The organism is Mesorhizobium erdmanii (assembly GCF_013170725.1).
Classification (GTDB): Bacteria; Pseudomonadota; Alphaproteobacteria; order Rhizobiales; family Rhizobiaceae; genus Mesorhizobium; species Mesorhizobium erdmanii.
The window spans coordinates 6228997-6254048 of record NZ_CP033361.1 but is presented as its reverse complement, the minus strand read 5'-3'; the positions used below and the strand labels follow the sequence as shown (position 1 = coordinate 6254048).

Annotated in this window: 18 protein-coding genes and 3 pseudogenes; 15 read left to right on the top strand and 6 right to left on the bottom strand. The window is 60.9% G+C overall.

Annotated features, from left to right (window positions below; all coding sequences use genetic code 11):
* Nucleotides 1-29: 29 nt before the first annotated feature.
* The 3 genes and pseudogenes from EB233_RS30010 to EB233_RS30000 form a co-directional block, all read right to left on the bottom strand.
* Complete coding sequence (locus EB233_RS30010) at nt 30-1100, bottom strand: GlxA family transcriptional regulator (RefSeq protein WP_081288659.1); 1071 nt, start codon at nt 1098-1100, stop codon at nt 30-32.
* Between the two features lie 383 nt (nt 1101-1483).
* Entirely contained in the window at nt 1484-2887 is a 1404-nt protein-coding gene (locus EB233_RS30005; protein WP_064987244.1) for an aspartate aminotransferase family protein, read from the bottom strand.
* A 12-nt stretch (nt 2888-2899) separates the two neighbouring features.
* A pseudogene (locus EB233_RS30000) lies at nt 2900-3271 on the bottom strand (aldehyde dehydrogenase family protein); the annotation flags it as partial.
* An 89-nt stretch (nt 3272-3360) separates the two neighbouring features.
* Here EB233_RS30000 and EB233_RS29995 point away from each other — a divergent pair.
* Nucleotides 3361-4794 carry an IS701 family transposase gene (locus tag EB233_RS29995; RefSeq protein ID WP_064987259.1) on the top strand — a complete coding sequence of 478 codons (1434 nt, stop codon included), beginning with the start codon at nt 3361-3363 and terminating at the stop codon, nt 4792-4794.
* A 22-nt stretch (nt 4795-4816) separates the two neighbouring features.
* Here EB233_RS29995 and EB233_RS29990 read toward each other — a convergent pair whose 3' ends face one another.
* Together EB233_RS29990 and EB233_RS29985 are read right to left on the bottom strand one after the other, a co-directional pair.
* On the bottom strand, nt 4817-5161 hold the full coding sequence (locus EB233_RS29990) for a hypothetical protein (RefSeq protein WP_064987258.1): 345 nt from the start codon (nt 5159-5161) through the stop codon (nt 4817-4819).
* A gap of 1 nt (nt 5162) precedes the next feature.
* Nucleotides 5163-6254 (bottom strand): IS5 family transposase, encoded by a 1092-nt coding sequence (locus EB233_RS29985; protein WP_064987257.1) that lies wholly within the window; start codon nt 6252-6254, stop codon nt 5163-5165.
* Between the two features lie 169 nt (nt 6255-6423).
* On the opposite strand from EB233_RS29985, the gene EB233_RS29980 reads away from it, so the two are divergent.
* Entirely contained in the window at nt 6424-7857 is a 1434-nt protein-coding gene (locus tag EB233_RS29980; protein ID WP_064987259.1) for an IS701 family transposase, read from the top strand.
* A 3-nt stretch (nt 7858-7860) separates the two neighbouring features.
* Here the strand turns inward: EB233_RS29980 and EB233_RS29975 are convergent.
* Nucleotides 7861-8970 (bottom strand): annotated as a pseudogene (locus EB233_RS29975) (aldehyde dehydrogenase family protein); the annotation flags it as partial.
* Nucleotides 8971-9698: 728 nt separating this feature from the next.
* Between EB233_RS29975 and EB233_RS29970 the strand changes: the two are divergent.
* The 13 genes and pseudogenes from EB233_RS29970 (at nt 9699) to tnpC (ending at nt 24472) form a co-directional block, all read left to right on the top strand.
* Entirely contained in the window at nt 9699-10880 is a 1182-nt protein-coding gene (locus tag EB233_RS29970; protein ID WP_064987192.1) for a M24 family metallopeptidase, read from the top strand.
* A 907-nt stretch (nt 10881-11787) separates the two neighbouring features.
* Nucleotides 11788-14262 carry a GcvT family protein gene (locus EB233_RS29965; RefSeq protein WP_064987193.1) on the top strand — a complete coding sequence of 825 codons (2475 nt, stop codon included), beginning with the start codon at nt 11788-11790 and terminating at the stop codon, nt 14260-14262.
* Nucleotides 14263-14556: 294 nt separating this feature from the next.
* On the top strand, nt 14557-15672 hold the full coding sequence (locus EB233_RS29960; RefSeq protein WP_081288652.1) for an IS110 family RNA-guided transposase: 1116 nt from the start codon (nt 14557-14559) through the stop codon (nt 15670-15672).
* Nucleotides 15673-16024: 352 nt separating this feature from the next.
* Complete coding sequence (gene tnpA, locus EB233_RS32245) at nt 16025-16471, top strand: IS66-like element accessory protein TnpA (RefSeq protein ID WP_064987195.1); 447 nt, start codon at nt 16025-16027, stop codon at nt 16469-16471.
* A gap of 26 nt (nt 16472-16497) precedes the next feature.
* Nucleotides 16498-16584 (top strand): annotated as a pseudogene (gene tnpB, locus EB233_RS32390) (IS66 family insertion sequence element accessory protein TnpB); the annotation flags it as partial.
* Between the two features lie 141 nt (nt 16585-16725).
* Nucleotides 16726-17964 carry a site-specific integrase gene (locus EB233_RS29945; RefSeq protein ID WP_081288646.1) on the top strand — a complete coding sequence of 413 codons (1239 nt, stop codon included), beginning with the start codon at nt 16726-16728 and terminating at the stop codon, nt 17962-17964.
* Nucleotides 17961-18686, top strand: a complete 726-nt coding sequence (locus tag EB233_RS29940; protein WP_244277729.1) for a tyrosine-type recombinase/integrase — start codon at nt 17961-17963, stop codon at nt 18684-18686. Before EB233_RS29945 ends, EB233_RS29940 begins: the two co-directional genes overlap by 4 nt.
* A complete protein-coding gene (locus EB233_RS32240) occupies nt 18626-18892 on the top strand; it encodes a site-specific integrase (RefSeq protein WP_279626493.1) in 267 nt (88 codons plus the stop codon). The genes EB233_RS29940 and EB233_RS32240 overlap by 61 nt, the downstream gene beginning before the upstream one ends.
* Nucleotides 18889-19896 carry a tyrosine-type recombinase/integrase gene (locus tag EB233_RS29935; protein WP_064987198.1) on the top strand — a complete coding sequence of 336 codons (1008 nt, stop codon included), beginning with the start codon at nt 18889-18891 and terminating at the stop codon, nt 19894-19896. The genes EB233_RS32240 and EB233_RS29935 overlap by 4 nt, the downstream gene beginning before the upstream one ends.
* Before the next feature lie 256 nt (nt 19897-20152).
* A complete protein-coding gene (locus tag EB233_RS29930; protein WP_064987199.1) occupies nt 20153-21034 on the top strand; it encodes a tyrosine-type recombinase/integrase in 882 nt (293 codons plus the stop codon).
* Between the two features lie 11 nt (nt 21035-21045).
* Nucleotides 21046-22245 carry an IS91 family transposase gene (locus EB233_RS29925; RefSeq protein ID WP_064987200.1) on the top strand — a complete coding sequence of 400 codons (1200 nt, stop codon included), beginning with the start codon at nt 21046-21048 and terminating at the stop codon, nt 22243-22245.
* Between the two features lie 450 nt (nt 22246-22695).
* On the top strand, nt 22696-22884 hold the full coding sequence (gene tnpB / locus EB233_RS29920; RefSeq protein WP_081288647.1) for an IS66 family insertion sequence element accessory protein TnpB: 189 nt from the start codon (nt 22696-22698) through the stop codon (nt 22882-22884).
* A 109-nt stretch (nt 22885-22993) separates the two neighbouring features.
* Nucleotides 22994-24472, top strand: a complete 1479-nt coding sequence (gene tnpC, locus EB233_RS29915; protein WP_155765406.1) for an IS66 family transposase — start codon at nt 22994-22996, stop codon at nt 24470-24472.
* The last annotated feature ends 580 nt before the right edge of the window (nt 24473-25052 follow it).

The window sequence follows — 25052 nt, the reverse complement described above, 5'->3', positions numbered from 1 at the left end:
GATCTTCTGAGAAAAACACGGCGCTCAAGTTAGTGGCAGTTAGGCATTCTTTCGTTGCTTAGCCTCCGATCGATTTGCCGGGATTTATTTTCCTCCGGCCGGTTCGATCGCTTTTTTCGTTGGTAAACTGGTAATCGTGATTGATGCGGCGCGCATCCGTAGGCATCGCGGTACGCTTTTGAAAAATGCGATGCGGAGACAAAACCGCAAGCCATCGCGATTTCAACGACCGGCAGGCGCGAGCTGACGAGTAGCAAGTGCGCACGTTCCAGACGAAGGTCCAAATAATAGCGACTCGGAGAGCATCCCAGTTCCCGCCTGAACAGCCGCTCGATTTGACGGCGCGATAGGCCGGCTGAACCGACAAGTTCGTCCAATAGCAATGGCTCCGTGAGATTTGCCTCCATTTCCTCGATTACTTTGATGACCGCCCGATGGTTTAGTTGCACTCGAGAATGAAGAGGTAGACGTTGGCGGTCACCCGCTGAACGGGTCCTGTACGCGATGGCTTTTTCGCAAATACGATTCGCGACTATCGTCCCATGATGGCGGTCAACCAAATCCAGAAACATGTCGAAGGGGGCGTCCCCCCCGGCGCAAGTGTACAGGTCTCCGTCCCGCTCGAAGGCGGTTTGAGTGGCTACCACACGTGGGAACCGCTCAGAGAATATCGGATATTGCTCCCAGTGAACCGCGCAACGCCGCCCTTCGGCAAGCCCCGCCCGAGCAATTGCAATCGTACCGCTACATATTCCTACGAGGCTGCCGCGGCGGTTGCGACACTCTCGTAGCCAGGCGTCAAGCTGTTTGTGAGGACTTGGAGCATTGCGTCCGCCGACGACCACGACAGCCGGTGCTGAGATCGATCGACGAATTCTTCCACGTTCGAAGGACAACGAAGAATCGGCGCAAACCAACAACTCGCAACTCGAGGCCGCAGGTAGTCCATCGTCCGAAATGACCTGCCAGCTATATATGTCCCGCCCCAACACTTCGTTGGCGAGCCTCAGGGCTTCTACTGCTGACGAGAAGGCCTGGAGCGAAAATGCCGGCAGGAGGTAAAAGCAAAAATTTCGGCACGTGGACTGTAAGTCTAGCATCCCTGGGGTGCCCTTTCTCCTGCCTTGATCGCTCATGCTTCCAGCGGGGATGCCAAAACTGCGGCCCCCTTGCCTCGTTGGAGACCAGCCCCGCACGCAACACGGAGTGTCTAAGCCTATCGGGCCCCAAAAATCGGCGGCACCGAAGGTGTGCTAGCATGCGTCGGATGCTGGATGCTCCCCGATCCAGACCGTGGTCCGTAGTAGGGCCTTGGCGGGATCCCAGTGCGGTCTAGGACCGGCACTCTCCTACTTAGTCTCGCTGGACATACCCGCTCGCGTACCCACCGGTGACCCGATCGGTGGACCCGGCAGCCGGCACTGGTCGAAGATTGGCAGACTTCCAGGGCGTTCTGAGACCCTCGGTCCGGCTGCCGTCCGCCTCATATGTTGAGCCCGTTTCGTGTGAGCTCATCCATAACGGAGCGCACTGCACTCTCAGCGATGCCAACGATTTCTTCAACTTCAGCCTTGGTTGTCACCAGAGGCGGAGCGAAGCCCAGAATGTCGCCATGCGGCATAGCGCGAGCGATAAGACCGCGCTCACGCGCTGCCTTGGAAATTCGTGCACCAACCTTGAGCGCGGGATCGAAACGCTGTTTCTTGTCGCGATCGGCCACGAACTCGATTGCGCCCATAAGGCCAACGCCGCGCACTTCGCCGACGATCGGCAACTGCGCGAATTTCTCCCTCAGCAGCGCTTGGAAGAATGCCCCGACCTCGCGAGCGTTACTCGGAAGGTCCTCTTTTTCGACGATGTCCAGCACCGCGTTGGCTGCGGCAGCCCCAATCGGATGACCTGAATAGGTGTAACCGTGAGAGAATGCACCGACCTTGTCCGCCCCGTCCTCCAGGACCTTATAGACCTTCTCGCCAACAATTGCCGCGGAAAGTGGGAAATAGGCCGAAGTCAGACCCTTTGCGACGGTGATAAGGTCTGGCTCGATGCCGTAGTGCTGCGAGCCGAACATGGAGCCAGTCCGACCAAAGCCTGTTATGACTTCATCTGCAATGAGGAGCACATCGTGCTTTTTGAGCACGGGCTGGATTGCTTGCCAGTAACCTTTCGGCGGAGGCGTGATACCGCCGGTGCCGAGCACCGGCTCGCCGATGAAGCCCCCAACATTGTCCGGGCCCAGGCGTTCGATGAGCTGGTCAAGTTCCTCGGCGCGCCGCGCTGAAAATTCGCGTTCGGACTCGCCTGGGTTCGCGCCCCAGTAGTGATGTGGAACACCGGTGTGAGCGATCTGCGGAAGCGGCAGGTCCATGTGGTCGTGATAGAAGCTCATGCCCGTCATTGAGCCGGACACGACACTGCAGCCGTGATAGCCGCGCTCACGCGAGATGATCTTCTTCTTGTTCGGCTTGCCACGCAGATTGTTATAGTACCAAACAAGCTTGGCCTGGGTCTCGTTGGCGTCCGAGCCGGACATACCGTAGAACACTTTGCTCATCTTGCCAGGTGCCATCTTTACGAGGCGATCGGAGAGAATCGCGAGCTCGTCCGTCGTGTGCGCCGCATACGAGTGGTAATAAGCGAGCCGATAGGCCTGACGCGAGATCGCTTCTGCCACTTCGGTGCGGCCATAGCCGACATTGACGCAGTAGAGACCGGCAAAACCATCGATAAACTTGTTTCCATGCGCGTCTTGAATGCGGATTCCCTTCCCGGTCTCGACGATCGTTGGCTCGCCAAGCTTGCCGGTGGCAAAGTCCTTGAGTTGCGTGAAAGGGTGTAGGACAGCGTTTCTGTCCTTCTCGCTGATATCCTTGATGTTGATAGTCATGGCGCTTTCCTTTCAGGCTGCGATGTTGCCGATGCACACGTATTTGGGTTCGAGATATTCGACGAGACCATGTCTCGATCCCTCGCGGCCAAGGCCGGATTGCTTCCATCCGCCGAAGGGTATGGGAGCTCCGGTAAATTTCGGGGTGTTGACGGCGACCATGCCGTATTCCAGTTGATCAGTCAGCCGCATGGCGCGGTTGAGATCCCGCGTGTAGACATATGCCGCAAGGCCCATTTCCGAGTTGTTGGCCCGGGCGAGCACCTCCGCCTCATCGTCGAAAACCAAGATTGCCGCCACCGGACCGAAAGTTTCTTCCTTGGCAACCAGCATGTCGTCTGTGACGTCAGCGAGCACAGTCGGGGTTATGAAATTGCCCCCTAGTCTTACTGAGTCAGAAAGTCGCGGATGCGGGGGATTCGCGCTGGTCGCGGATTTGTTAGCGTGCTGATTCGTGATCAGGGAAGCGCGCCATGGCCAACTGGACGACGGAGAGTGAAGCGGCGTTCGACGCCTATGTCGATGCCTTGATTGGGGTGATCGGCCACGCCGACCGCGCTGAGCCGCTGAAGGATTACTGTCTCGGACTTCTGATGCCGATTGAGCGCAAGAGCGTGGAGCCGTTGGCGGCCGTCACGGCGCCGTCGCGGGTGGCGGCCAAGCATCAGTCTCTGCTGCATTTCGTGGGACAGGCGCCGTGGTCGGACGCGGCCTTGCTGGCACGGGTTCGCGACTGGGTCCTTCCACGGATCGAGCAGCGTGGACCGATCCGGGCGTGGATCGTCGACGACACGGGCTTTCCCAAGAAGGGCAAGCACTCGGTGGGCGTGGCGCGCCAGTATTGCGGCCAGTTGGGCAAGCAGGACAACTGTCAGATTGCGGTCAGCCTGTCGATCGCAAATGACGCAGCCTCGCTTCCGATCGCCTACGAACTGTATCTCCCGCACAGCTGGGCGGAGGATCCGGAACAACGCAAGAAGGCCAAGATTCCGGCGGAGATCACGTTCCGGACCAAGCCGCAGATCGCGCTCGAGCAGATCAGGACGGCCAAGGCCGAGGGCGTCGCGCCCGGCGTGGTTCTGGCCGACGCCGGATATGGCGCCGACGGCGGTTTCCGCGCGGGCCTGTCCGAGCTCGGTCTGACCTATGTTGTGGGCGTTCAGCCGACCCTCAGCGTCTGGCGCCCAGGCGAGAGCCCGCTGCCGCCCAAGCCTTGGAGCGGAAGAGGCCGGCCGCCGTCTCGGGTCGGCCGAACCGACAATCACAAGCCGATCTCGGCCAAGGCCCTGGCCGAGGAGTTCGACGCCGAGACCTGGCGCACGATCGCCTGGCGTGAAGGAACCAACACCGAGCTCAATTCCCGCTTCGCCGCCGTGCGCTTGCGGCCGGCCTCCAGGGACTACAATCGGCCCGAGGCTCACGCCGAAGAGTGGCTCCTGATCGAGTGGCCTGAAGGCGAGGTCGAGCCGAGCAAGTATTGGCTCTCCACCTTGCCGGCCGACGCTACGATCACCCAGCTGGTCGACGCCGCCAAGCTGCGTTGGCGGATCGAGCGAGACTATCAGGAGCTCAAGCAGGAACTGGGACTGGGCCACTACGAAGGCCGAGGGTGGCGGGGCTTCCACCACCACGCCAGCCTCTGCATCGCCGCCTATGGCTTCCTGGTCTCTCTGCGGGAGACGATTCCCCCCTCAACTCCAACTCGCGCCCAGGGCCGCCAAACACCTGGTCTTCCCAGCGGTTATCGACCCCGCGGATCCTCCGATCCGACCAGAGCGGCACGTCCCGACCTCGATCCCGACCATCAGGCGACGCCTGACCGTGGCCCTGGCCAACCGTCTGCAACGATGTCCGTGCTGCACAAGGGCCATGGACAGTCCGCGTCACGCCAATTTATGACGCAGTAAGACTAGCAGGCTGTTGAAGAAGTCACGCGCGCTCGCAGACGAAGCCTGAATCGTCGGCATTGTGGATGTAGAAGTGGCCGACGAGGCGACCCGCGGTGCCGATCATCGCCCATCCGCGACCGCAAGCGGGATCGCTTTCGTCGTGACCCTCCCACGAGAATTCCGCGCAGGCCGAGCCGTCTCGCGCGCCGTAGCGGACATCAAGGAAGCCTTTGAGGGCGCCGAAGCCGATCTCGCCTTCCGCCGCGCCTTTGAACGTCAGATGCGCCTCTTCGACGAGATCGAGGAAATCGTTGTCCCAGACATCCATTTCGACGATACGCCAGCGACCGGCAAAGGCCTTGGCGATGGCTGGAACCTTGGCCATGTCAGCTGGTCCCCGCGATGAGCTTCGGCAGCCGCACCAGATTGTAGGCGGCGGCAGCGAAGGTGAAGCCCCATCCGACGCGGTCCCGGCCGCGGAACTTGGTTTGGCGCTGACCGGCGACCGTCTTGATCCAGCCGAACGCCTCTTCAATGCGCTTGCGAATACGCTGACTGACAGCATAGCCGCTATGCCGGGTGGTGCGCCCGTCGATGGCCGAACTACGGCCGCTGGTGTTCTGCGCCACATGCGGCGTCACCTTCATCGAACGCAGTTCGTTAACGAAGTCCTCCGCATCGTAGGCCTTGTCGGCACCGAGCGTGATCGCCTGCGGTCGGTCGGCGCGAGGCTCGACCATGTGCAGTGCCGCTACCCGCTCGGCATGCCCGTCGGCCAGTGTCAGGCAGGCTTCGACCAGCAGGCCGTGGCGGTTCTCCATCAGCCCATGTCCCATGAAGCACAGCTTGGCCTCCTTGCCTTTACCCTTGCGATAGAGCCTGGCGTCAGGATCGGTGGTCGAGCCATGTGTATCGTTCGACCGCTTCTGGCCATGGAAATCCGCTTCGGCGTTGCGCCCGTCGCCTTGAGCCGGCGGCTCGCCCGAGCCGTCTTTCGGCTTGACGCTCTTCATCGACGCCCAGGCCTCGATCAGCGTCCCGTCGACCGAGAAGTGATCCGTCGACAGAAGCCTCTTGACCTTGGGCTGCGCCAGCACCGCGCTCAGGAACTTTGCAGCGATGTCGCCCTCCAGCAACCGGTCGCGGTTCTTGGAGAACACAGAATGATCCCAGGCCGCATCGTCAACGCCAATCCCGACGAACCAGCGGAACAGAAGGTCGTATTCCAGCCGCTCCATCAACAGCCGCTCCGAGCGGATCGAATAGAACGCCTGCAACAGCATCGCCCGCAGCAGCTTCTCCGGCGGGATCGATGGCCGTCCGATCGGCGAATACATCGCCGCGAAGTCCCGCTCCAGCGCCGACAGCGCCTCGCTCACGATTAACCGGATCGCCCGCAACGGATGATTGCGCCGCACCCGCGCCTCAAGGTCAACATAGCTGAACAGTTCGCCAGTTCGATCGTCGCCGCCGCGCACTCGTCACCTCCGAATCCCTTCGGAACCAGTGAATCACCGCTGCGGTCCGGTGGCGAGTGCCTTTTTCAACAGCCTGCTAGTCTTACTGAGTCAGAAAGTCGCGGATGCGGGGGATTCGCGCTGGTCGCGGATTTGTTAGCGTGCTGATTCGTGATCAGGGAAGCGCGCCATGGCCAACTGGACGACGGAGAGTGAAGCGGCGTTCGACGCCTATGTCGATGCCTTGATTGGGGTGATCGGCCACGCCGACCGCGCTGAGCCGCTGAAGGATTACTGTCTCGGACTTCTGATGCCGATTGAGCGCAAGAGCGTGGAGCCGTTGGCGGCCGTCACGGCGCCGTCGCGGGTGGCGGCCAAGCATCAGTCTCTGCTGCATTTCGTGGGACAGGCGCCGTGGTCGGACGCGGCCTTGCTGGCACGGGTTCGCGACTGGGTCCTTCCACGGATCGAGCAGCGTGGACCGATCCGGGCGTGGATCGTCGACGACACGGGCTTTCCCAAGAAGGGCAAGCACTCGGTGGGCGTGGCGCGCCAGTATTGCGGCCAGTTGGGCAAGCAGGACAACTGTCAGATTGCGGTCAGCCTGTCGATCGCAAATGACGCAGCCTCGCTTCCGATCGCCTACGAACTGTATCTCCCGCACAGCTGGGCGGAGGATCCGGAACAACGCAAGAAGGCCAAGATTCCGGCGGAGATCACGTTCCGGACCAAGCCGCAGATCGCGCTCGAGCAGATCAGGACGGCCAAGGCCGAGGGCGTCGCGCCCGGCGTGGTTCTGGCCGACGCCGGATATGGCGCCGACGGCGGTTTCCGCGCGGGCCTGTCCGAGCTCGGTCTGACCTATGTTGTGGGCGTTCAGCCGACCCTCAGCGTCTGGCGCCCAGGCGAGAGCCCGCTGCCGCCCAAGCCTTGGAGCGGAAGAGGCCGGCCGCCGTCTCGGGTCGGCCGAACCGACAATCACAAGCCGATCTCGGCCAAGGCCCTGGCCGAGGAGTTCGACGCCGAGACCTGGCGCACGATCGCCTGGCGTGAAGGAACCAACACCGAGCTCAATTCCCGCTTCGCCGCCGTGCGCTTGCGGCCGGCCTCCAGGGACTACAATCGGCCCGAGGCTCACGCCGAAGAGTGGCTCCTGATCGAGTGGCCTGAAGGCGAGGTCGAGCCGAGCAAGTATTGGCTCTCCACCTTGCCGGCCGACGCTACGATCACCCAGCTGGTCGACGCCGCCAAGCTGCGTTGGCGGATCGAGCGAGACTATCAGGAGCTCAAGCAGGAACTGGGACTGGGCCACTACGAAGGCCGAGGGTGGCGGGGCTTCCACCACCACGCCAGCCTCTGCATCGCCGCCTATGGCTTCCTGGTCTCTCTGCGGGAGACGATTCCCCCCTCAACTCCAACTCGCGCCCAGGGCCGCCAAACACCTGGTCTTCCCAGCGGTTATCGACCCCGCGGATCCTCCGATCCGACCAGAGCGGCACGTCCCGACCTCGATCCCGACCATCAGGCGACGCCTGACCGTGGCCCTGGCCAACCGTCTGCAACGATGTCCGTGCTGCACAAGGGCCATGGACAGTCCGCGTCACGCCAATTTATGACGCAGTAAGACTAGTGGACTGTCCTGTCCACCAACAACGATCCGGGCTCCAGCACAAAGAGCTTCGGACACCTGTCGCCTGCACTTTTCGGCGACGGAAGGTTTGGTCATTGGGCCAATATCCACCCCAGACTCGAAGCCGTGCCCGACTTTTAGTTTACTGCTGGCCTTCGCGAATTCTTCCACAAATCGGTCATAGCTTCTCCTTTGGACATAAATCCTGTTGGCTGCCAGGCAGTCCTGACCGGATGTCGCGAATTTGGCTGCCACGCACCCTGTCACGGCAGCCTTCAACGGAGCGTCATTGAAAACGATGAAGGGAGCATTGCCACCGAGCTCAAGTGAGGCCTTCTTCATGGTCTTCGCGGACTGCTCAAGCAGGATCCGACCAACTTCGGTCGAGCCCGTGAAGGAGAATGCCCGCACATCGCTATGCTCGAGCAGCCGCTTCGCAAGCACGGGAGCGTCTCCCGTGATTACTTGAAACACGCCGGCGGGGAGTCCTGCGTCCTCGGCAAGACGGGCAAGGGCCAGAGCTGACAAGGGCGTTTCCGGGGCGGGCTTGACAATCATGGTGCAGCCGGCGGCGAGCGCGGCTCCAGCCTTCCTAGTGATCATCGCCGATGGAAAGTTCCAAGGAGTTATAGCGACCGTCACTCCGACCGGCTGCATCTGCACGGAGAGTCGGCTGCCCCTAAGATGGCTCGGGATAGTCTCGCCATATGCTCGCTCGCCCTCGGCTGCAAACCAGTCAAGAAAACTAGCGGCATATGAAATCTCACCGCGCGCTTCGGTCAATGGTTTGCCTTGCTCGGCGCTCATGATGATGGCGAGATCTTCCGCGTTCTCGCGCATACCTGCGGCCCATTTCCGCAGGTATGCACCCCGCTCCGAAGGAATAACATCGCGCCACTGTTGAAATGCGCTTCTTGCGAAGTTGACGGCAGTGTCCACATCGGAAATCTCACAGGCTGCTACCTGAGCCAGTTCCTCGCCACTAGCCGGGTCCACCACCGAAATTGTTTCGACCTTGGAGAGCCAAGCACCATTCACATAGGCGCATTTTTGCAGGAGGTCTTGCCGTTTGAGCCTCTCTAATGCGGCGCTTGCTAAACCTCTCATCTTTAACTCCAAATCGACCATTCGCTTTCATCAAACTAGCTCGGTAGCTGCGGTTATTGGCGGCGCGATGCAGGGCTGCCAAGGCGTTCTCCTGCGAATAATGCCGTTCTGCTGAGTTTTTCTCCGTTTGCTCTCTTTCAGCTTTGTTAGGGCGTCATCGAGCAAAAAGGATTGTTTGGCGAGCTCGATATGACAGGGGCATCAGTAGAGCCGGCCTCGCCATGGCGAGTATGGACATGATCAAGATGAGGCCAACCTCCTCAACATCGGGCGGAGCCTCCTCCAGGTGGATGGCGGAATCGATCAGCGGCGTGCGAGGCGATAAGAATGAACAGCTTCGCCGGCACCCACCGCTGGGACTAAGTTGCCGAGGCGATCTGCAAGGTCAGCGTCAACGTGCGATGTGGGTTCCGCACTCGGGCATCAGGTCCACTAAGAATGCCTCATCCTTCCAACCCTGGGCGAGGCGGTAATTGTCGCGAAGACGTTCGCCGAAGATCGGTATTAACGGCGAGCCGATCAACCGCTTGTCCTCCTCAGAAAGCGCCGACTCTTCCAGACCAGGAAGCTAAGCTGCGGGCAAAGTCACAAAAACGCAGGTTTTCTGCACCCGAACAGCCGGGTCCTCGCGAAGCAGTGCCCTGAAGCATGCTAGGTTGTCGATTGGTACGGATAGGCAGGGACGAACGCTTGGTCCGGCAACCACCCACTGCAGAGGACAATTACGAATGGACTATGACAAACCCTTCCTGCCTGCGGAGTATCGACGCCGTGTTCATGACGTTAAGACACGGATGGAGGAAGCAGGACTTGACCTGCTAATCTGCCAAGATCCCGCCAACATGTGCTGGCTGACCGGCTATGACGCCTGGTCCTTCTACACGCCTCAAGTGGTCCTGCTGCACCTCCAATCGGAAACACCGGTGTGGATCGGACGGCTGGTGGACGTAAACGGTGCTCGAGCTACGACAGACCTGCCATCTGAGAACATCATCAATTTCTCAGATGACCGACTCCATCATGTGGAACTGCATCCCTACGATGAAGTCGCCGAAATCATAAAATCGCGGGGGTGGGGATCTGATCGGATCGGGGTTGAGCTTGATGCGCATTTCTATACTGCGCGAGCACACCAGCACCTTGTTAAAGGTCTTCCAAATGCGAAGTTTTCCGATAACCGTGGGCTCGTCAATTGGGCGAGACTCGTTAAATCTGACGCTGAACTCGTCTATATGAGGGAAGCCGGCCGGATTGTAAGCTACACTATGCGCATGGCGATCGAAAATCTGAAGCCGGGTGTGCCGGAGTACGAAATTGCGGCTCAGATTTACGCTTCTCAAACACGAGGTATTGACGGAAAATACGGTGACTATGCCAGCCTCTGTCCGTTGATTCAGGTTGGCGAAAAAACGAATGCTCCACACCTCACATGGTCGGATAAACCGTTGCCGTCATCGGGGCTGGTTCTCTTGGAGATTGGCGCAGCGAGACGTCATTATCATGCGCCACTGACCCGTACCATTTACATGGGAAAGCCACCTGAAGAAGTCAGGCATCTCGCCAATGCCATCGTGGAAGGTGGCGACGCTGTACTCGAAATGGCAAAGCCGGGTGTAGTCGTCGACGAGTTGAATGCCGTCTGGCATAGCGTCCTTAACCGGCACGGGTACATCAAAAAAGGCCGTTCCGGCTACTCAATCGGCATGAACTTTCCGCCGGACTGGGGCGAACGTACAGTCAGCATTCGCGCCGGTGAAAAGGCTGTGCTCCAGGCGGGCATGTGCTTCCATTTCCAATCCGGGGTGAGACCTGCTGCCTTCGGAGCCGCAATATCAGAGTCGTTTGTTGTTACCGAAAAGGGTGGTGAGAGGCTGGCCGATGTAGCCCGTGAGTTGATAGTCGTGGGCTAGCCGCAAGCTCGATTATTTTCTCAGCCGGATTGGGAAGGTGTACCGAGTGATAGCTTCCCGATCCATGACCTACCATTCTTACCCAAGTGATTCTGCGTGCCGAGCTTTAGCGAACGGCCCCATGCAGTCGGGAGACGCGTGGTCAAAAACAGGGGCGTTGTTTCCATTGGTCGGTGATGTGATACCGAGAAATCAATGGAGTGCGACCACCTGGCGCGAAGTGTGGCCCTTGGGCGCTGTCGTCCTGTCTAGAAAGCACAGGGGATGACGGAACCTTACAAGCCGGCGCATTTTGTTGCTGGAAGACGGTGCGCGTTGGGAGTCAACCACTTTCGCATCCATTGGTACATTGCTCGACCACTTCTTTCTCGCCTATCCCTTTCCTTGGTGCCGCCGGTCAGGATGCCAGAGCAGTTCGCGTCGACGTCAGGCTGATCGAAGGCCGGGCGTATCGATGAAAAGCGCCAAGCCGAAGCGAGCGTCCTCGTGCGCAGCCCGATGACGGCTCAGGTGAGCCGCCGGCTGGGCCTTCAGCGCCGCAGTTCCGCGATCGATGGGCACGACCCCTCACGGCGGTCTGCCGTCAGCCAGCGCATAAGGACGTGCATCGAGGACGGTAGCCGCCAAGCAAAGAAGCAGCCTCTGTTCGTAGCATCAAGGCCACACCGAGGCATCGATAATAGTCCACCCAGCACTGCGCTGGCCACTCGGCGCACATATTCGGCGGAAGGACAGCGAAATACGCAGAACGGAACCGTCCCGGTAGCTGATTAGCATGATTCCGCGCGCGGTCGTCGCCTAACCTGTCGGAAAATGACCGGCTCTGGATCGATTGGCGGATACGGCGGAAGCGATTCACAAAGCTCAAGCTGTGCTGCCCGCGAATGAAACCCGAACAGGAATACATATGACCACCAATCCGCCCTTCCGTCCTCGAGAAGTCCCCACTCGCCACCACGAGATTGTCATAGTTGGTGGGGGCATTGCCGGAGCGAGCGTCGCCTTTCATCTTGCAAAGAACGGTAAAAAGGACATTGCGCTTCTAGAGCGCAACACTCTGACGTCAGGCACGACTTGGCATGCTGCTGGTTTGATCATGCAGACCCGCGGTACACATGCACTGACTGAGATCGCAAAATATAATGCAGAACTCTACGCCACTCTGGAGGCCCAAACTGGACAAGCGACCGGGTTCAAGCGAAATGGTACGCTTGGGGTCGCCAGAACCAAAGAGCGCCTTCACGAAACGGCGCGCAATGCCTCAATTGCCAAGAGTTTCGGTCTTGAGGCCAATATGATCTCGCCGAGCGAGGCGAAGAAGCTCTATCCGGCCCTCAACGCTTCAATCATCGAAGGTGCAGTCTTTATCCCGGGAGACGGTCAAACTAATCCTGTCGACACATGCATGGCACTAGCTATTGGCGCCAAGAAGAATGGTGTAAAGATCCTTGAGAACACTGGAGTCATAGACCTTTGGCGAACAGCAGACGGCCACTACCAGGTTCGAACTAACTCAGGTGTCATTGAAGCTGAAGTTCTTGTCCTCGCGTGCGGGCTTTGGACCAGAGACCTGGCATCCAAATTGGGCGCGCGGGTCCCGATCTACGCGGCCGAGCACTTTTATGTGGTCACCGAAGCGATGGATTTTGCGTCGCCCAACCTACCTGTCCTGCGCGATACCGATGGTCATGTGTATCTGAAAGAAGACACGGGCAAGATCCTGGTGGGTGCCTTCGAGCCTTGGGGCAAGCCTTTGCCGATGGGGAAGCTTCCGAAAGAGACAGCCTTCATCGAACTCTGGGAAGACTGGGAACACTTTGAACTCCCGATGACCAAGGCGATAGAAATTGTTCCTGATCTCGCCAATGCGGGCATTGCTAAGTTTTTTAATGGTCCTGAGAGTTTCACTCCCGACCTTCTGTTCATGATTGGTGAAGTTCCTGGGTCGAAAAATCTTTACGTTTCGACCGGTTATAACTCGGAGGGTATTGAATACGGCGCGGGAGCAGGGCGTGCTCTGGCAGAGTGGATCATTGCCGGCGAGCCGCAGATGGATACGAGCTTCGTCGATGTTGCCCGATTTCATCCCTTCCAGATCAATAAGACATATTTGCACGATCGTACAGCCGAAGTGCTGGGCCTTCACTACAAGATGCACTGGCCGAGCTACCAACCTGAGACCGCTCGCGGTGTGCGCAAAAGCGTACTACACGACCGGTGGGAGAAGCTTGGAGCTAGCTTTGGGGAGGGCATGGGCTGGGAGCGGCCCATGTGGTTCGCAGGGGAGGAAGGACGGACGAAGAACGTCTATTCCTACGACGAGCCGAATTGGTTCAAATACACCAGTCAAGAATGCCATGCCGCTCGGAATGATGCAATTCTGTTAGACCAGAGCTCGTTTGGAAAACATCTGGTCCAGGGCCGTGACGCTTGTCGTTTCCTTCAGTGGCTTTGCGCGGGAAATGTGGATGTGCCCGCAGGGAAGCTTGTGTATACACATATGCTTAACCAAAAAGGTGGGATTGAAACAGATATCACAGTAAATCGCTTGTCGAAGACTGAATTCCTGATCATTTCGTCGGCGACGGTTCATCCAAGGGATAAAGCGTGGATTGAAAAGCACATCACAGGTGAGTGGAACGTCACGATCACAGACGTTACGTCTGCCTACGCGGTGCTGTCGCTGCAAGGGCCAAAGTCGCGCGAGATTCTGTCCCAGGTTACTGATACAAATCTTGCCAACGAAGCCTTTCCATTCGCGACCAGCCAGGAAATCGACATCGGGTACGCACGGGTGATAGCTAACAGGCTGACATATGTTGGAGAGCTTGGTTGGGAGCTTCATATTCCTACCGAAATGGCTCAACATGTCTTTGATGTTGTTTGGGACGCTGGTAGAGCGTTTGGGCTTAAGCCAGCAGGGTACCACGCGCTCGAACATCTGCGGTCTGAACGCGCATACCGGGAATACCAGCTCGATCTTACTCCAGTGGACACATTGCTCGAGGCGGGTCTGGGATTTACAGTCGATTGGGATAAAGAATGCGGCTTTCTCGGCAGGGACGCGTTGAAAGCCCAAAAAGACGCGATGCCCCTGAGAAAGCGGCTGGTATCATTCAAGCTTCGTGATCCAAAACCTGTTCTCTTTCACGAAGAACTTATCCGCTGCGACGGCCGGATTGTCGGGTATATTTCGTCTGGCGTGAAGAGCTTTACCCTCGGAACGTCAATCGGAATGGGATATGTAAGCGATCCCGCCGGTGTCACGAAGGAATTGATTGAAAACAGTCGGTGGGAAATCGAGATCGCCGGCAAACTCTATGAATCCGATGCGTCACTCCGGGCGTTTTTCGATCCAAATGGAGATCGGGCTAAGCAATAGGGTCCCGCTACTTACTTGCGGATTCTAAGGCTAGCGGCGGCAATCAGCTGCGGCATTTCTCAGCACTTTCAGCCTGGCCCTTCTTGAAGGGGTGACATCTCGCCGACATTAACGACCCTTGTGCTCGAGGGCGGCTGGAAACAGGCCCTCGGGTTTGGAGCCGGACAGCGGGAATTTCGTCAAGGTGGGTAAGACCGTATGTCCGCCTCTGTCGGTGAGGTGGCTCGCCCTACACTGCGCGTCCGAGGGTTGCTCGGGCGGGCCGAGCCGATCCTCATCACAGGAGGACGAGCCGTGGCAGATTGTAGGGAAGCATTTGTCGGAATCGATGTCGCGAAGCTGAGGAACGCCATCGCGGTTGCGGACGCGGGCCGGGAGGGAGAGGTACGCTTCTTCGGCGAGGTCGACGCGTCGGAAGAGAGCATGCGCCGAGTTATCCGGCGGGTCGCCACCAAGTTCGATCGGGTGTATTTCTGCTACGAGGCTGGTCCGACCGGCTATGGTCTCTATCGGCTGATCCGATCGTTGGGCCATGAATGCACTGTGGTCGCGCCATCGTTGATTCCAAGGAAGCCCGGCGATCGAGTGAAGACAAACCGCCGGGATGCTCTTGCGTTGGCTCGGCTGCTGCGCGCCGGCGAACTGACCGGGGTTTGGGTTCCTGATGAAGGTCACGAAGCCATGCGGGATCTCGTCCGCGCCCGGGCGGCCGCGGTCGAGACGCTTCGCGTCCATCGGCAGCATGTGAGCGCCTTCATGCTCAAGCACGGGCGTATCTATCCCCGCAAGAAGGGCTGGACGATGCGCTATTTGCGCTGGCTCCAGGAGCAACCGTTCGATCACCCGGCGCATCAGATCGCGCTTCAGGAAATGGTCGAAGCGGTGCGTGTCTCGAAAGAGCGGGTCGATCGGCTTGAGGGCGTGATCGAGGAGTTCGTTCCGGCTTGGTCGCTGGCGCCGATCGTGCGGGCGCTCCAGACCCTGCGGGGCGTAGACCTGATTGTTGCGGTGACATTTGCCACCGAGGTTGGCGACGTGCAGCGGTTCGAGAGCCCGCGCCAACTCATGGGGTATCTCGGCCTCGTCCCTGGAGAGCGATCGACCGGCGAGACCGTCAGACGGGGCGGCATCACCAAGGCGGGGAACGGCCGCGTTCGCCATATGCTGGTCGAGAGCGCATGGACCTATAGGCATCCGCCGAGGGTCGGTGCGAAGAAGCTGTACCGTCTGGAGCAGGCACCACCAAAGGTGCGGGAGATCGCCTGGAAGGCGCAGACCAGGCTGACGGCCCGCTATCGAATGTTGAGCGGACGTGGCAAGAGAACAACGGTGGTTTGCACAGCGATTGCCCGTGAACTGGCCGGCTTCATGTGGGCCGTTGCAAGGGAGGTGCAGGCGATCAGATCGTAGACCGCTGCGATGGCTTTCATCTCGCGCATGGGCGGAGGCGGGACCACGGCAGGGGAATGCCCGTCAGACGCTTTGTGGCCGGCAAATCGACCGACGCCCGCAGTAAGATAGGAACAGCCCCGGACGCACAATCGGAAATGCGGTAGCCAACCCGCGCATCAGAGCTTGATCACCGACGTCCTTCAGTTCCGCCTCCACCCATTCGCGATCATCAGAATGAGCAGCCGTTCCTCGGATCGGACGACCTCCTGTGTCCCAAACCTTGACAGCGGACATCAGAGCGCTGTCCTGTCGCCACCTTTCGCGCGTGGTCGTGAGCAGCGATGTTCGGAGCCTTTGAGGGCTTCGACACATGACGATTTCAGAGCTTACGCTTAAGTCCAGCGATCCTGAGCCGGCGCGACGTTTCGAAGTGTTCACGGGTTCCGGCCGACGGCGCGAATGGTTGCCGGAGGAGAAAGCGCGGATTGTGGCGGAAAGCTACGATGAGGGCGAGACCGTGAGCGCTGTGGCTCGGCGACATGCATTGTCCCCGCAGCAGCTGTTCGCCTGGCGCCGGTCCGCGCGGGTGCCGTTGGCGAATGCGCCGGAACCGGAGCCATTGTTTGTTCCCGCAGTTGTCGCGGCACAGGAACCCGAACCGGCGGGGAAGCGCGCGAGATCGACACGGAAGCGGAAGGCCGCGCGAGAAGCCGGCGTGATCGAGCTGGAGATTGACGGTGTCGCCATGCGGGTCGGTCGTGGCGCCGACGCCAGGACGGTGGCGGCGGTGATCCGTGCGCTGAAGGCGCCGTCGTGATCGGGCCGACGGGTGTGGTCAAGGTGATGGTCGCGACGAAGCCGGTGGACTTCCGCAAGGGGGCCGAGGGCCTGGCGGCGCTGGTGCGCGAGACGATGGGCGCCGATCCGTTCTTATGTGTCGGGCGAGATTATGTGGCGGAGCCGCCCTGACCCCTTTCGGGCCGGCCAAACCCAGCTTGCCTTCGCCACATAATATTTCATGCCTCTCTCATGGCGCGGGATTCCCCTGTGCCACAACGCCGGAGGGGCAGAATGCTCGAGTTCTATTTTTCCTATTGTGGGGTGCTCAAGCGCCTGCGTAGCGGTGCACTCGGTGGCGAGATGGATCGCCTCGCGGAGCATTTTTTCACCCTCGGTTATAAGCGAGCGTCCGCCAAGATTTACCTGAGCCGGATTGCGCGCTTTAGCCGGTTTGCCGCAACGCGCTGTGGTCGGATGCCGATCCATCAAGATGTCGTCGACAGCTATTTATGCACGTTTACTACGGATTCTCCACGCATTGGGGCAGCATCGGCGCTGGGACATGCACGGCGAGTGGCTCCGGAGCGCTTCATTGCTTCCCCTCCCAAGGTAGATGATGATCCGGATACTCCGCTTCTGACCTCATTTTCCGACTATTTGCGCAAGGTGCGAGGACTTGAGCCGAAGACCCGCGAAGGCGTTCTTCTGGGAGGCCGCCGCTTTCTGGATTGGTTCCGCCATCACCATCCCGGTCAAGACCTCGAGGCGTTGACGGCTGAGCACGTACTCGCTGCTGTCGAGCATCGGCTGTCGCTATCGGCGACCACCGGCACCCGCACGGCAGCGACCTCTCACATCCGAACATTTCTTCAGTTTTTATGTTGGGCTGGCCACCATGATCAGGATCTCGACCGCGTCGTCCCAAGGACGCCTCATTGGCGTTTGGCGCATTTGCCGCCGCGCCTTGCCTGGGATGACGTTCGGCGGGCAATCGATGCGATCGGTGCAACGACGCCGGTCGACATCCGCGATCGAGCCGTCCTGCTGCTACTCGCCACCACGGGCATTCGCAACGGTGAGCTACGCGCCATTCAGCTGCAGGATATCGACTGGCGTGCTGGCGAGGTTTGTGTCCGGCGCACCAAGGGCAAGCGGGATCGGGTGGCGCCGCTGCTCGAGGAGACTGGCGCTGCGCTCGCCGACTACGTCCTGCGCGCTCGACCGAAAGTGGATAGTCCGTATCTGTTCCTGTCCTTCACGCCGCCCGTGGCACCGTTCAAATGCGCGTCGCCTGTTTCGAGGATCGTGCGGAAGCGGTTGCGACATGGCGGGGTTGAACTCGGGCAGGTCGCAGGTGCGCATCTCCTGCGCCACAGTCTCGCCACCCAGCTCGTCAAGCAGCGAAGGCCGATCAACGAGGTCGCCGATCTCCTGGGACACCGCAGCATCAATACAACGGCGCTGTACGTAAAGGTCGCGACCTCGCAACTTGCCGAGGTCGCACTCCCCTTTCCGGGAGGCGTGGCATGACCGCCTTTGCCCGATTCCTCCGCGGGAAGGCCGAGTGTTACATCGAGCTACGCCACTCCCTCGGCTATGCCTTCAGCAAGCAAGCCGGCACATTGCGGGCTTTCGTGAGGTACGTTGAGCGCGCTCAGTTCGATGGGCCCGCCACTCGAACGTTGGCGCTGGATTTCGCCCTGTCGTTCAGCGGCGCCGCCAACAGCCGCGTCACTCGTCACGGCGTGCTGCGCCGGTTTTACGAGTATCTCGCCGTCTATGACGCGCGAACCGAAGCCTTGGAGCGCAGAGCTTTCCCCAGATCCAGAGCGATTCCGCCTCCGCGAATCCTCAGCGAGGCCGAGTTGGCATCACTCATCGACGCATGCCGCCGCATCTCGCCGGGAATCCTTCTCAAGGGGCGGACAATGGCCACGCTGATCGGATTATTGGCGAGCTCGGGGCTGCGATCAGGCGAAGTGGTCAGACTTGATCGTTCCGACGTTGATCTGGCCAACGGGATTCTCGTCATTCGGAAGACGAAGTTCCGCAAGGACCGTCTCGTTCCAGTTCACACGACGACCCAGGCTGCCCTTCGTAGCTACGTCCATGAGCGGATGCCGCTTTTCCCATGCCCAAGGACCAGGCCTTTTTCCTCAGCTCTCGTGGCAATCGCCTCTCGGCGACGGGCCTGCAAAACGGCTTTGCCGAGGCCCGCAAGCTTGCTGGTCTCGATGGCGGCAAGCCATTAAGGCCACACGATCTCAGGCACCGGTTCGCCGTGACCCGTCTCGGCCTCTGGCATCAGCAGCGCGCAGACGTTCAGGCGTTGCTCCCGTTGCTCGCCACATATCTCGGCCACGCCAGTTACAGCGACACGGCCTACTACCTCACGGGCTCGGCGGAACTCCTCGCCATCGCGGCTGAGCGTGCCGCCCTCGATGGAGGCGCAGCATGAGCGAAGACCTGCTCCTAGCGCCGCTCCTGGAGTCGTATTTCCGCCGGCGCCTGACCAAGCAGCGGAACGCGACTCCCGCGACCGTGGCCAGCTATCGGGACGCCTTGCGCATGCTGATCCTCTTTGCCGCCGCCCGATTGCGGAAGAAGCCCGCCGCCTTGGCGCTCGAAGAGCTTGATCGAGACCTCGTTCTCGCTTTTCTCGACGAACTCGAGGAGAAGCGGAACAATTCCGTCACCACGCGCAACGCCCGCTTGGCCGCGATCCGATCTTTCTTCCACCACGTCGCTGCCGCCGACCCGGCGTCCTTCGGCGTCGCCCAACGCGTGCTGACGATTCCCATTAAACGGACGCACATTGAGGTGACGTACCACCTCACCAAGGCCGAAGTGGACACCCTCATCGCGGCGCCCGATCCAAAGACGCCCCGTGGTCGGCGCGACCGAGCCTTTCTGCTCTTCTTGGCACGGACCGGCGCCCGGGTCTCCGAAGCCACCGGCGTCAACGCAAACGACCTTCAGTTGGAGCGGCCGCACCCACAAGTGCTGCTGCGCGGCAAGGGGCGCAGAGACCGCGTCGTCCCCATTGCTAAGGACCTGGCGCGGGCGCTGACATCCTTGTTGAGCGAGCGCGGGATCGCCCATCACGAGCCGCGACCGATATTCGTCGGCGCCCGCAACGAGCGTCTGACTCGTTTCGGAGCGACCCATATCGTGCGGCGTGCGGCCACCGAGGCCGTGCCTACCAAGCCGGCCTTGGCCGACAAGCCCATATCGCCGCACATCTTCCGGCACTCCCTCGCCATGAAGCTTCTTCAGTCCGGCGTGGACCTTTTGACGATCCAAGCCTGGCTCGGGCACGCACAGGTCGCCACGACCCACCGCTATGCCACAGCGGATGTCGAGATGATGCGCAATGGACTCGAGAAGGCGGGCATCGAGGGCAATTACGGGGCGCGCTTCCGGCCCACCGATGCCGTTCTGCAACTGCTGAACTCCATCTGAATATTATGTGGCGGAGGCAAGCTGGGTTTGGCCGGCCCGAAAGGGGTCAGGGCGGCTCCGCCACATAATCTCGCCCGACACATAAGAACGGTTGGACTAACCCGCTCCGCGATTGCGGAGCGGCAAGGAGGGTGTGCCGCCGGCGTGGTGTTGATCGGGTCGTCTGTCGCGCTGGTCATGTGTCCACAACAAGCTCCGACTGCGTCAGCATGGAGTGGCTGCTTGCAGCCCATTCCATCGGACAAAGGAGTTTGTCATGACCCAACTTCGCCAGCGTATGAGCGAGGACATGGAGGTGCGCAACCTCGCGCTCAACACCCAGCTCTCCTACCTTCAGCAGGTCTCGCTGTTTGCGCGTCACTTCGGCAAGTCGCCGGACTTGCTCGGGCGAGAGGATATTCGGACCTATCAGGTCTATCTGACCAACGAGAAGAAGCTGTCGCCCGGCTCGATCCACACCGCCATTGCGGCGCTGCGCTTTCTCTACAAGGTGACGCTCGAGAGGGATTGGGCGCCTGAAGAGGTCCTGCCGCTTCCCAAGAAGCCGCAGAAGCTGCCGATCATCCTCAGCCCCGAGGAAGTTCAGCGGTTCCTCGGTTGCGTCCTCGACGTCAAACACCACGCCATACTGACCACTTGCTATGCCGCCGGCTTGCGCATCTCGGAAGCGGTTCAGCTGAAGCCCACGGGCATCGACAGCCAGAGAATGGTCATCCGCGTCGAGCAGGGCAAAGGCCAGAAGGACCGCTACGTGATGCTGTCGCCCAAGCTGCTGGAGATACTGCGCAACTATTGGAAGATGCGGCGGCCAAAGGTGTGGCTCTTCCCCGGCGATCGCGCCGGCCAGCCGATCACCAGGGATGCGGTGGGACAAGCCTGCGCGAAAGCGCGCGACCTCTCCGGATTGTCCAAACCGCTCACGCCACACAGTTTGAGGCATGCCTTCGCCGTCCATCTGTTGGAGGCCGGCGCCGACGTGCGGACCATTCAACTGCTGCTCGGTCACCGCAGCCTCGCGACCACCGCCCATTACCTGCGGATTGCCACCAACAAAGTCTGCGCCACATCGAGCCCCTTCGAGCTCTTGCCGCGTCCGGCGCCCACCGTGCCGCCGCCCGCCAAGCCGCAATACTTCTGAGCGGCGCGGCAATGGCCCGCTCGGGGCCGGAGGTGGCGGATATCTTCCGCTGCTACGGCGAAGCCTATCGCGCACAGCATGATGCGTCGCTGTCGACCGCCCAGCGCCGTGTCATGACGGCGATTGAACTGTGCCGGACCGCCGCGCTCGGCGGGCACGTCGAAGCATGCGATCAATGCGGCCACCGGCGCATCGCCTTCAACAGCTGCCGCGACAGGCATTGCCCCCGCTGCCAATCGCTGGCCCGCGCACAATGGCTGGAGGATCGTCGCGCCGAGCTTCTCGACACACAATACTTTCACGTCGTCTTCACGCTGCCGGAGCCCATTGCCGCCATTGCCTATCAGAACAAGGCACTCGTCTACAGTCTTCTCTTCCGCGCCACCGCCGAGACCATGCGCACCATCGCCGCCGATCCCAAGCACCTGGGCGCCGAGATCGGCTTCTTCGCCGTGTTGCACACCTGGGGCCAAAACCTGCTTCATCATCCGCATCTGCACTGCGTTGTCACCGGCGGAGGCTTGTCTCGCGACGGCCATCGATGGATTGCCTGCAAGCCCGGCTTCTTCTTGCCCGTCCGGGTGCTCTCGCGCCTGTTCCGACGATTGTTCCTGGAGCATCTTGCGAAAGCCTTCGACGCCGGCCAGTTGAAGTTCTTCTCTGACTTGCAGGCCTTGAGCGCGCGCAATGCCTTCCGGCGCTATTTGGCGCCGCTACGAAAGGCCGAGTGGGTCATCTATGCCAAGCCGCCATTCGCCGGACCCGAACAGGTTCTCGACTACGTCGGCCGCTATACCCACCGCGTCGCCATTTCCAACAATCGCCTCGTCGCCATCGAGGATGGCAAAGTCGCCTTTCGCTGGAAGGACTATCGGCAAAGCAGTCGGCAGAAGGTCATGACGGTCGCGGCCGACGAGTTCATCCGCCGCTTCCTGCTACACGTCCTGCCCGAGGGCTTTCATCGCATCCGCTATTACGGCTTCCTCGGCAATCGCCACCGGGCGGAAAAGCTCGCCCACTGCCGCGACCTGCTCGGCATGCCGGTTCCCGAGGCGTCGGACAGCCGACCCGTAAAGGACTACCGCGACCGCTACGAGCACCTCGCCGGGCATTCCCTCAGGCAATGCCCGGCGTGCCATCGCGGGCAGATGATCATCATCGAAACATTCGACGGCGTCACCGGACGCCCGCCATACCAGGACACGTCATGAAGCAGGGGCGTCGCCTTCCTTGTCATCAGCATCGCGCCGGCCCGCTCGGAAGCCAAACTGAGCCGGTCCCGCAAAAGTGTGCGCCGTCATCACCGGCAACCTCTTCCAGGCAGGGCGCGGCGCCGATCCTCACATGCCGGAACCGGTATCCGTGCCGCTTTCAGCGCACGCCACGCCTCAATCGCCGCGTCCGCGACCGCATCCGCACCGCCACGCGATGCCTGTTCATGGGTGCGGCCCCAATTGAAAACCCATAGCGGCCACCCGCGCCGGCGGCTTAGTCCAACACGTTTTTAGCTCAGCGCCGCGATCCACCCCAGCGCACTCTCGCAACCCGCCTTTCAGCGCGACGCCAAGCTAAAAACGCTCTGCATTATGTGGCGCGCCACATAACCGCATTCTGGCGCGGTCTACGTCTTCAGGGCCAAGCGCGCCGACCGGGTCAAGCTGGTGTACTTCGACGGCACCGGCGTGTGCCTGCTGGCGAAGCGTCTGGAGGACGGGAAGTTCTGCTGGCCTGCCATCACCGATGGCGTAGTGAGGTTGTCGGCGGCGCAATTGCAGGCGCTCCTGGAAGGGTTGAATTGGCGGCGCGTGCATGACGCCCGCGAGACGCGCGTGCCGGTCGCGGCAAGTTGATTCCATGGGTGGCCAGAGACGCTGGCAAAGCATTGGAATGCATGATTGAATCGGCCTTGTGAGCAACCCGGCCGAGCCTCAGACCAACGATCCGATCGCCCTTCAGGCGATGCTGGCGGCGGAGCGCGCCGAGAACGAGCGGCTGCGTCAGATCATCAAGGAGCTGCAACGTCACCGCTTCGGCCGCAGGGCAGAGAGCCTGCCCGTTGACCAGCTGCTGCTGGGCCTTGAAGAGGCCGAGCAGGTCGAGGCCGAGGGCTTCGCGGCGCAGGACGCCGCCGATCCTGCCAAGCGGGAGGCTCGCGCCAGGAAGCGCCGCGCCAACCGCGGTTCACTGCCCGCGCACCTGCCGCGTATCGAGCAGGTCATCGACATCCCCGACAATGTCTGCCCGTGCTGCAAGGGGATACTGCACGTCATGGGCGAGGATCGTTCCGAGCGCCTCGACATCGTGCCGGCGCAGTTCCGCGTGATCGTCACGCGCCGGCCGAAGTATGCCTGTCGGAGCTGCGAGGAGATTGTAGTGCAGGCGCCGGCTCCGTCGCGGCTCGTCGAGGGCGGCATCCCAACCGAAGCGACTGTCGCTCATGTGCTGGTGGCCAAGTACGCCGACCATCTTCCCCTGTATCGCCAGTCCCAGATCTACGCGCGCCAGGGCATCAATCTTGATCGGTCCACGCTCGCCGACTGGGTTGGCAAGGCGGCCTTCCTGCTCCGGCCGATCCACGAGCGGCTGTTTGAGCGGCTGAAGGCGTCCGGCAAGCTCTTCGCCGACGAGACCACGGCGCCGGTGCTCGATCCTGGGCGCGGCCGCACCAAGACGGGCCAGCTGTTCGCTTATGCTCGCGACGATCGCCCCTGGGGCGGGATCGATCCGCCCGGCGTCGCCTATCTCTATGCGCCGGACCGAAAGGCCGAGCAGCCACTGCGGCATCTGCGCGACTTCGTCGGAATCCTCCAAGTCGACGGCTACGCCGGATACCGGGCGCTGGCCGAGCGTAATGCCGTCAGTCTGGCCTTCTGCTGGGCCCATGTCCGTCGCCGCTTCTACGAACTGGCCCAGTCCGGACCCGCGCCGATCGCGACAGAGGCGCTCCAGCGCATCGCCGAGCTCTACAAGATCGAGAGCGAGATACGAGGCCGCTCGCCCGAAGAGCGGCGCACCGCGCGCCAGGAGAGAAGCCGACCCATCATCGACGCCCTCGAGCCGTGGCTGCGCGGGAAACTCGCGCTGGTCAGCCAGAAGAGCAAGCTCGCCGAAGCAATCCGCTACCCGCTCTCGCGCTGGGCCGGACTTGGTCGCTTCCTCGACGATGGCCGGGTCGAGATCGACTCCAACGTGGTCGAACGTTCGACAAGGCCAATCGCCCTCAATCGAAAGAATGCGCTCTTCGCCGGTTCCGACGGCGGTGGCGAGCACTGGGCGACCATCGCCTCGCTCATAGAAACCGCGAAGCTCAACGGCGTCGACCCGTACGCTTACCTCGCTGACGTCATCGCCCGCATCGTTGCCGGCCATCCACAAAGCCAGCTCGACGACCTGCTGCCCTGGGCCTACACCCCTGCGCCACTCAAGGCCGTGGCCTAAAAACAGCGGTTACCAAGGTGGCAGATTGCCTAGAACTCGACCGGCGACCTCGTCGGCTGCATTCGCGGTCACCTTTTCAGGCGGCGTTCATAAGGAAAGCCGTCCGTTGATCAGGCAGTGCGCCCGTCAGTCATCGTGTTGGTCGTCTGAGATCTTGGATATCAGCACCAGATCCAAGGGCGAGCGAGCGGCACGGGTGCCGCCGCATTTAGCAATGAGCTACCCGCGGTCCCGCCCGAACAAACCGAAATCGAAGGGTATGAGAAAAGGCTCCCAGTTGGCCGAGCCCCGCTCAGCCGAGCCAGCCGATCATCAATGTCAAAGAACCCAACGAGCTACAGGTGCTGCACCTCGAGGGAGGCTGCATGCGGCAGACATCCGTTGTCGACGTCTCAATGTCAAAAGCAGCCCTGCAAGCCACTGCCAGTGGTCCATTGTACATAAGTGAACAACGGAGTTCGTTGCCGCGCGGCCAATGGAATCGATGTTAGTGCGCAGAATTTCGCCAGACTGTCCCCGCCATACGCATAAGACGGTCGTGGTTCAGGCAAAATTCGACGCTAAAAGCCTCGCGCCGATG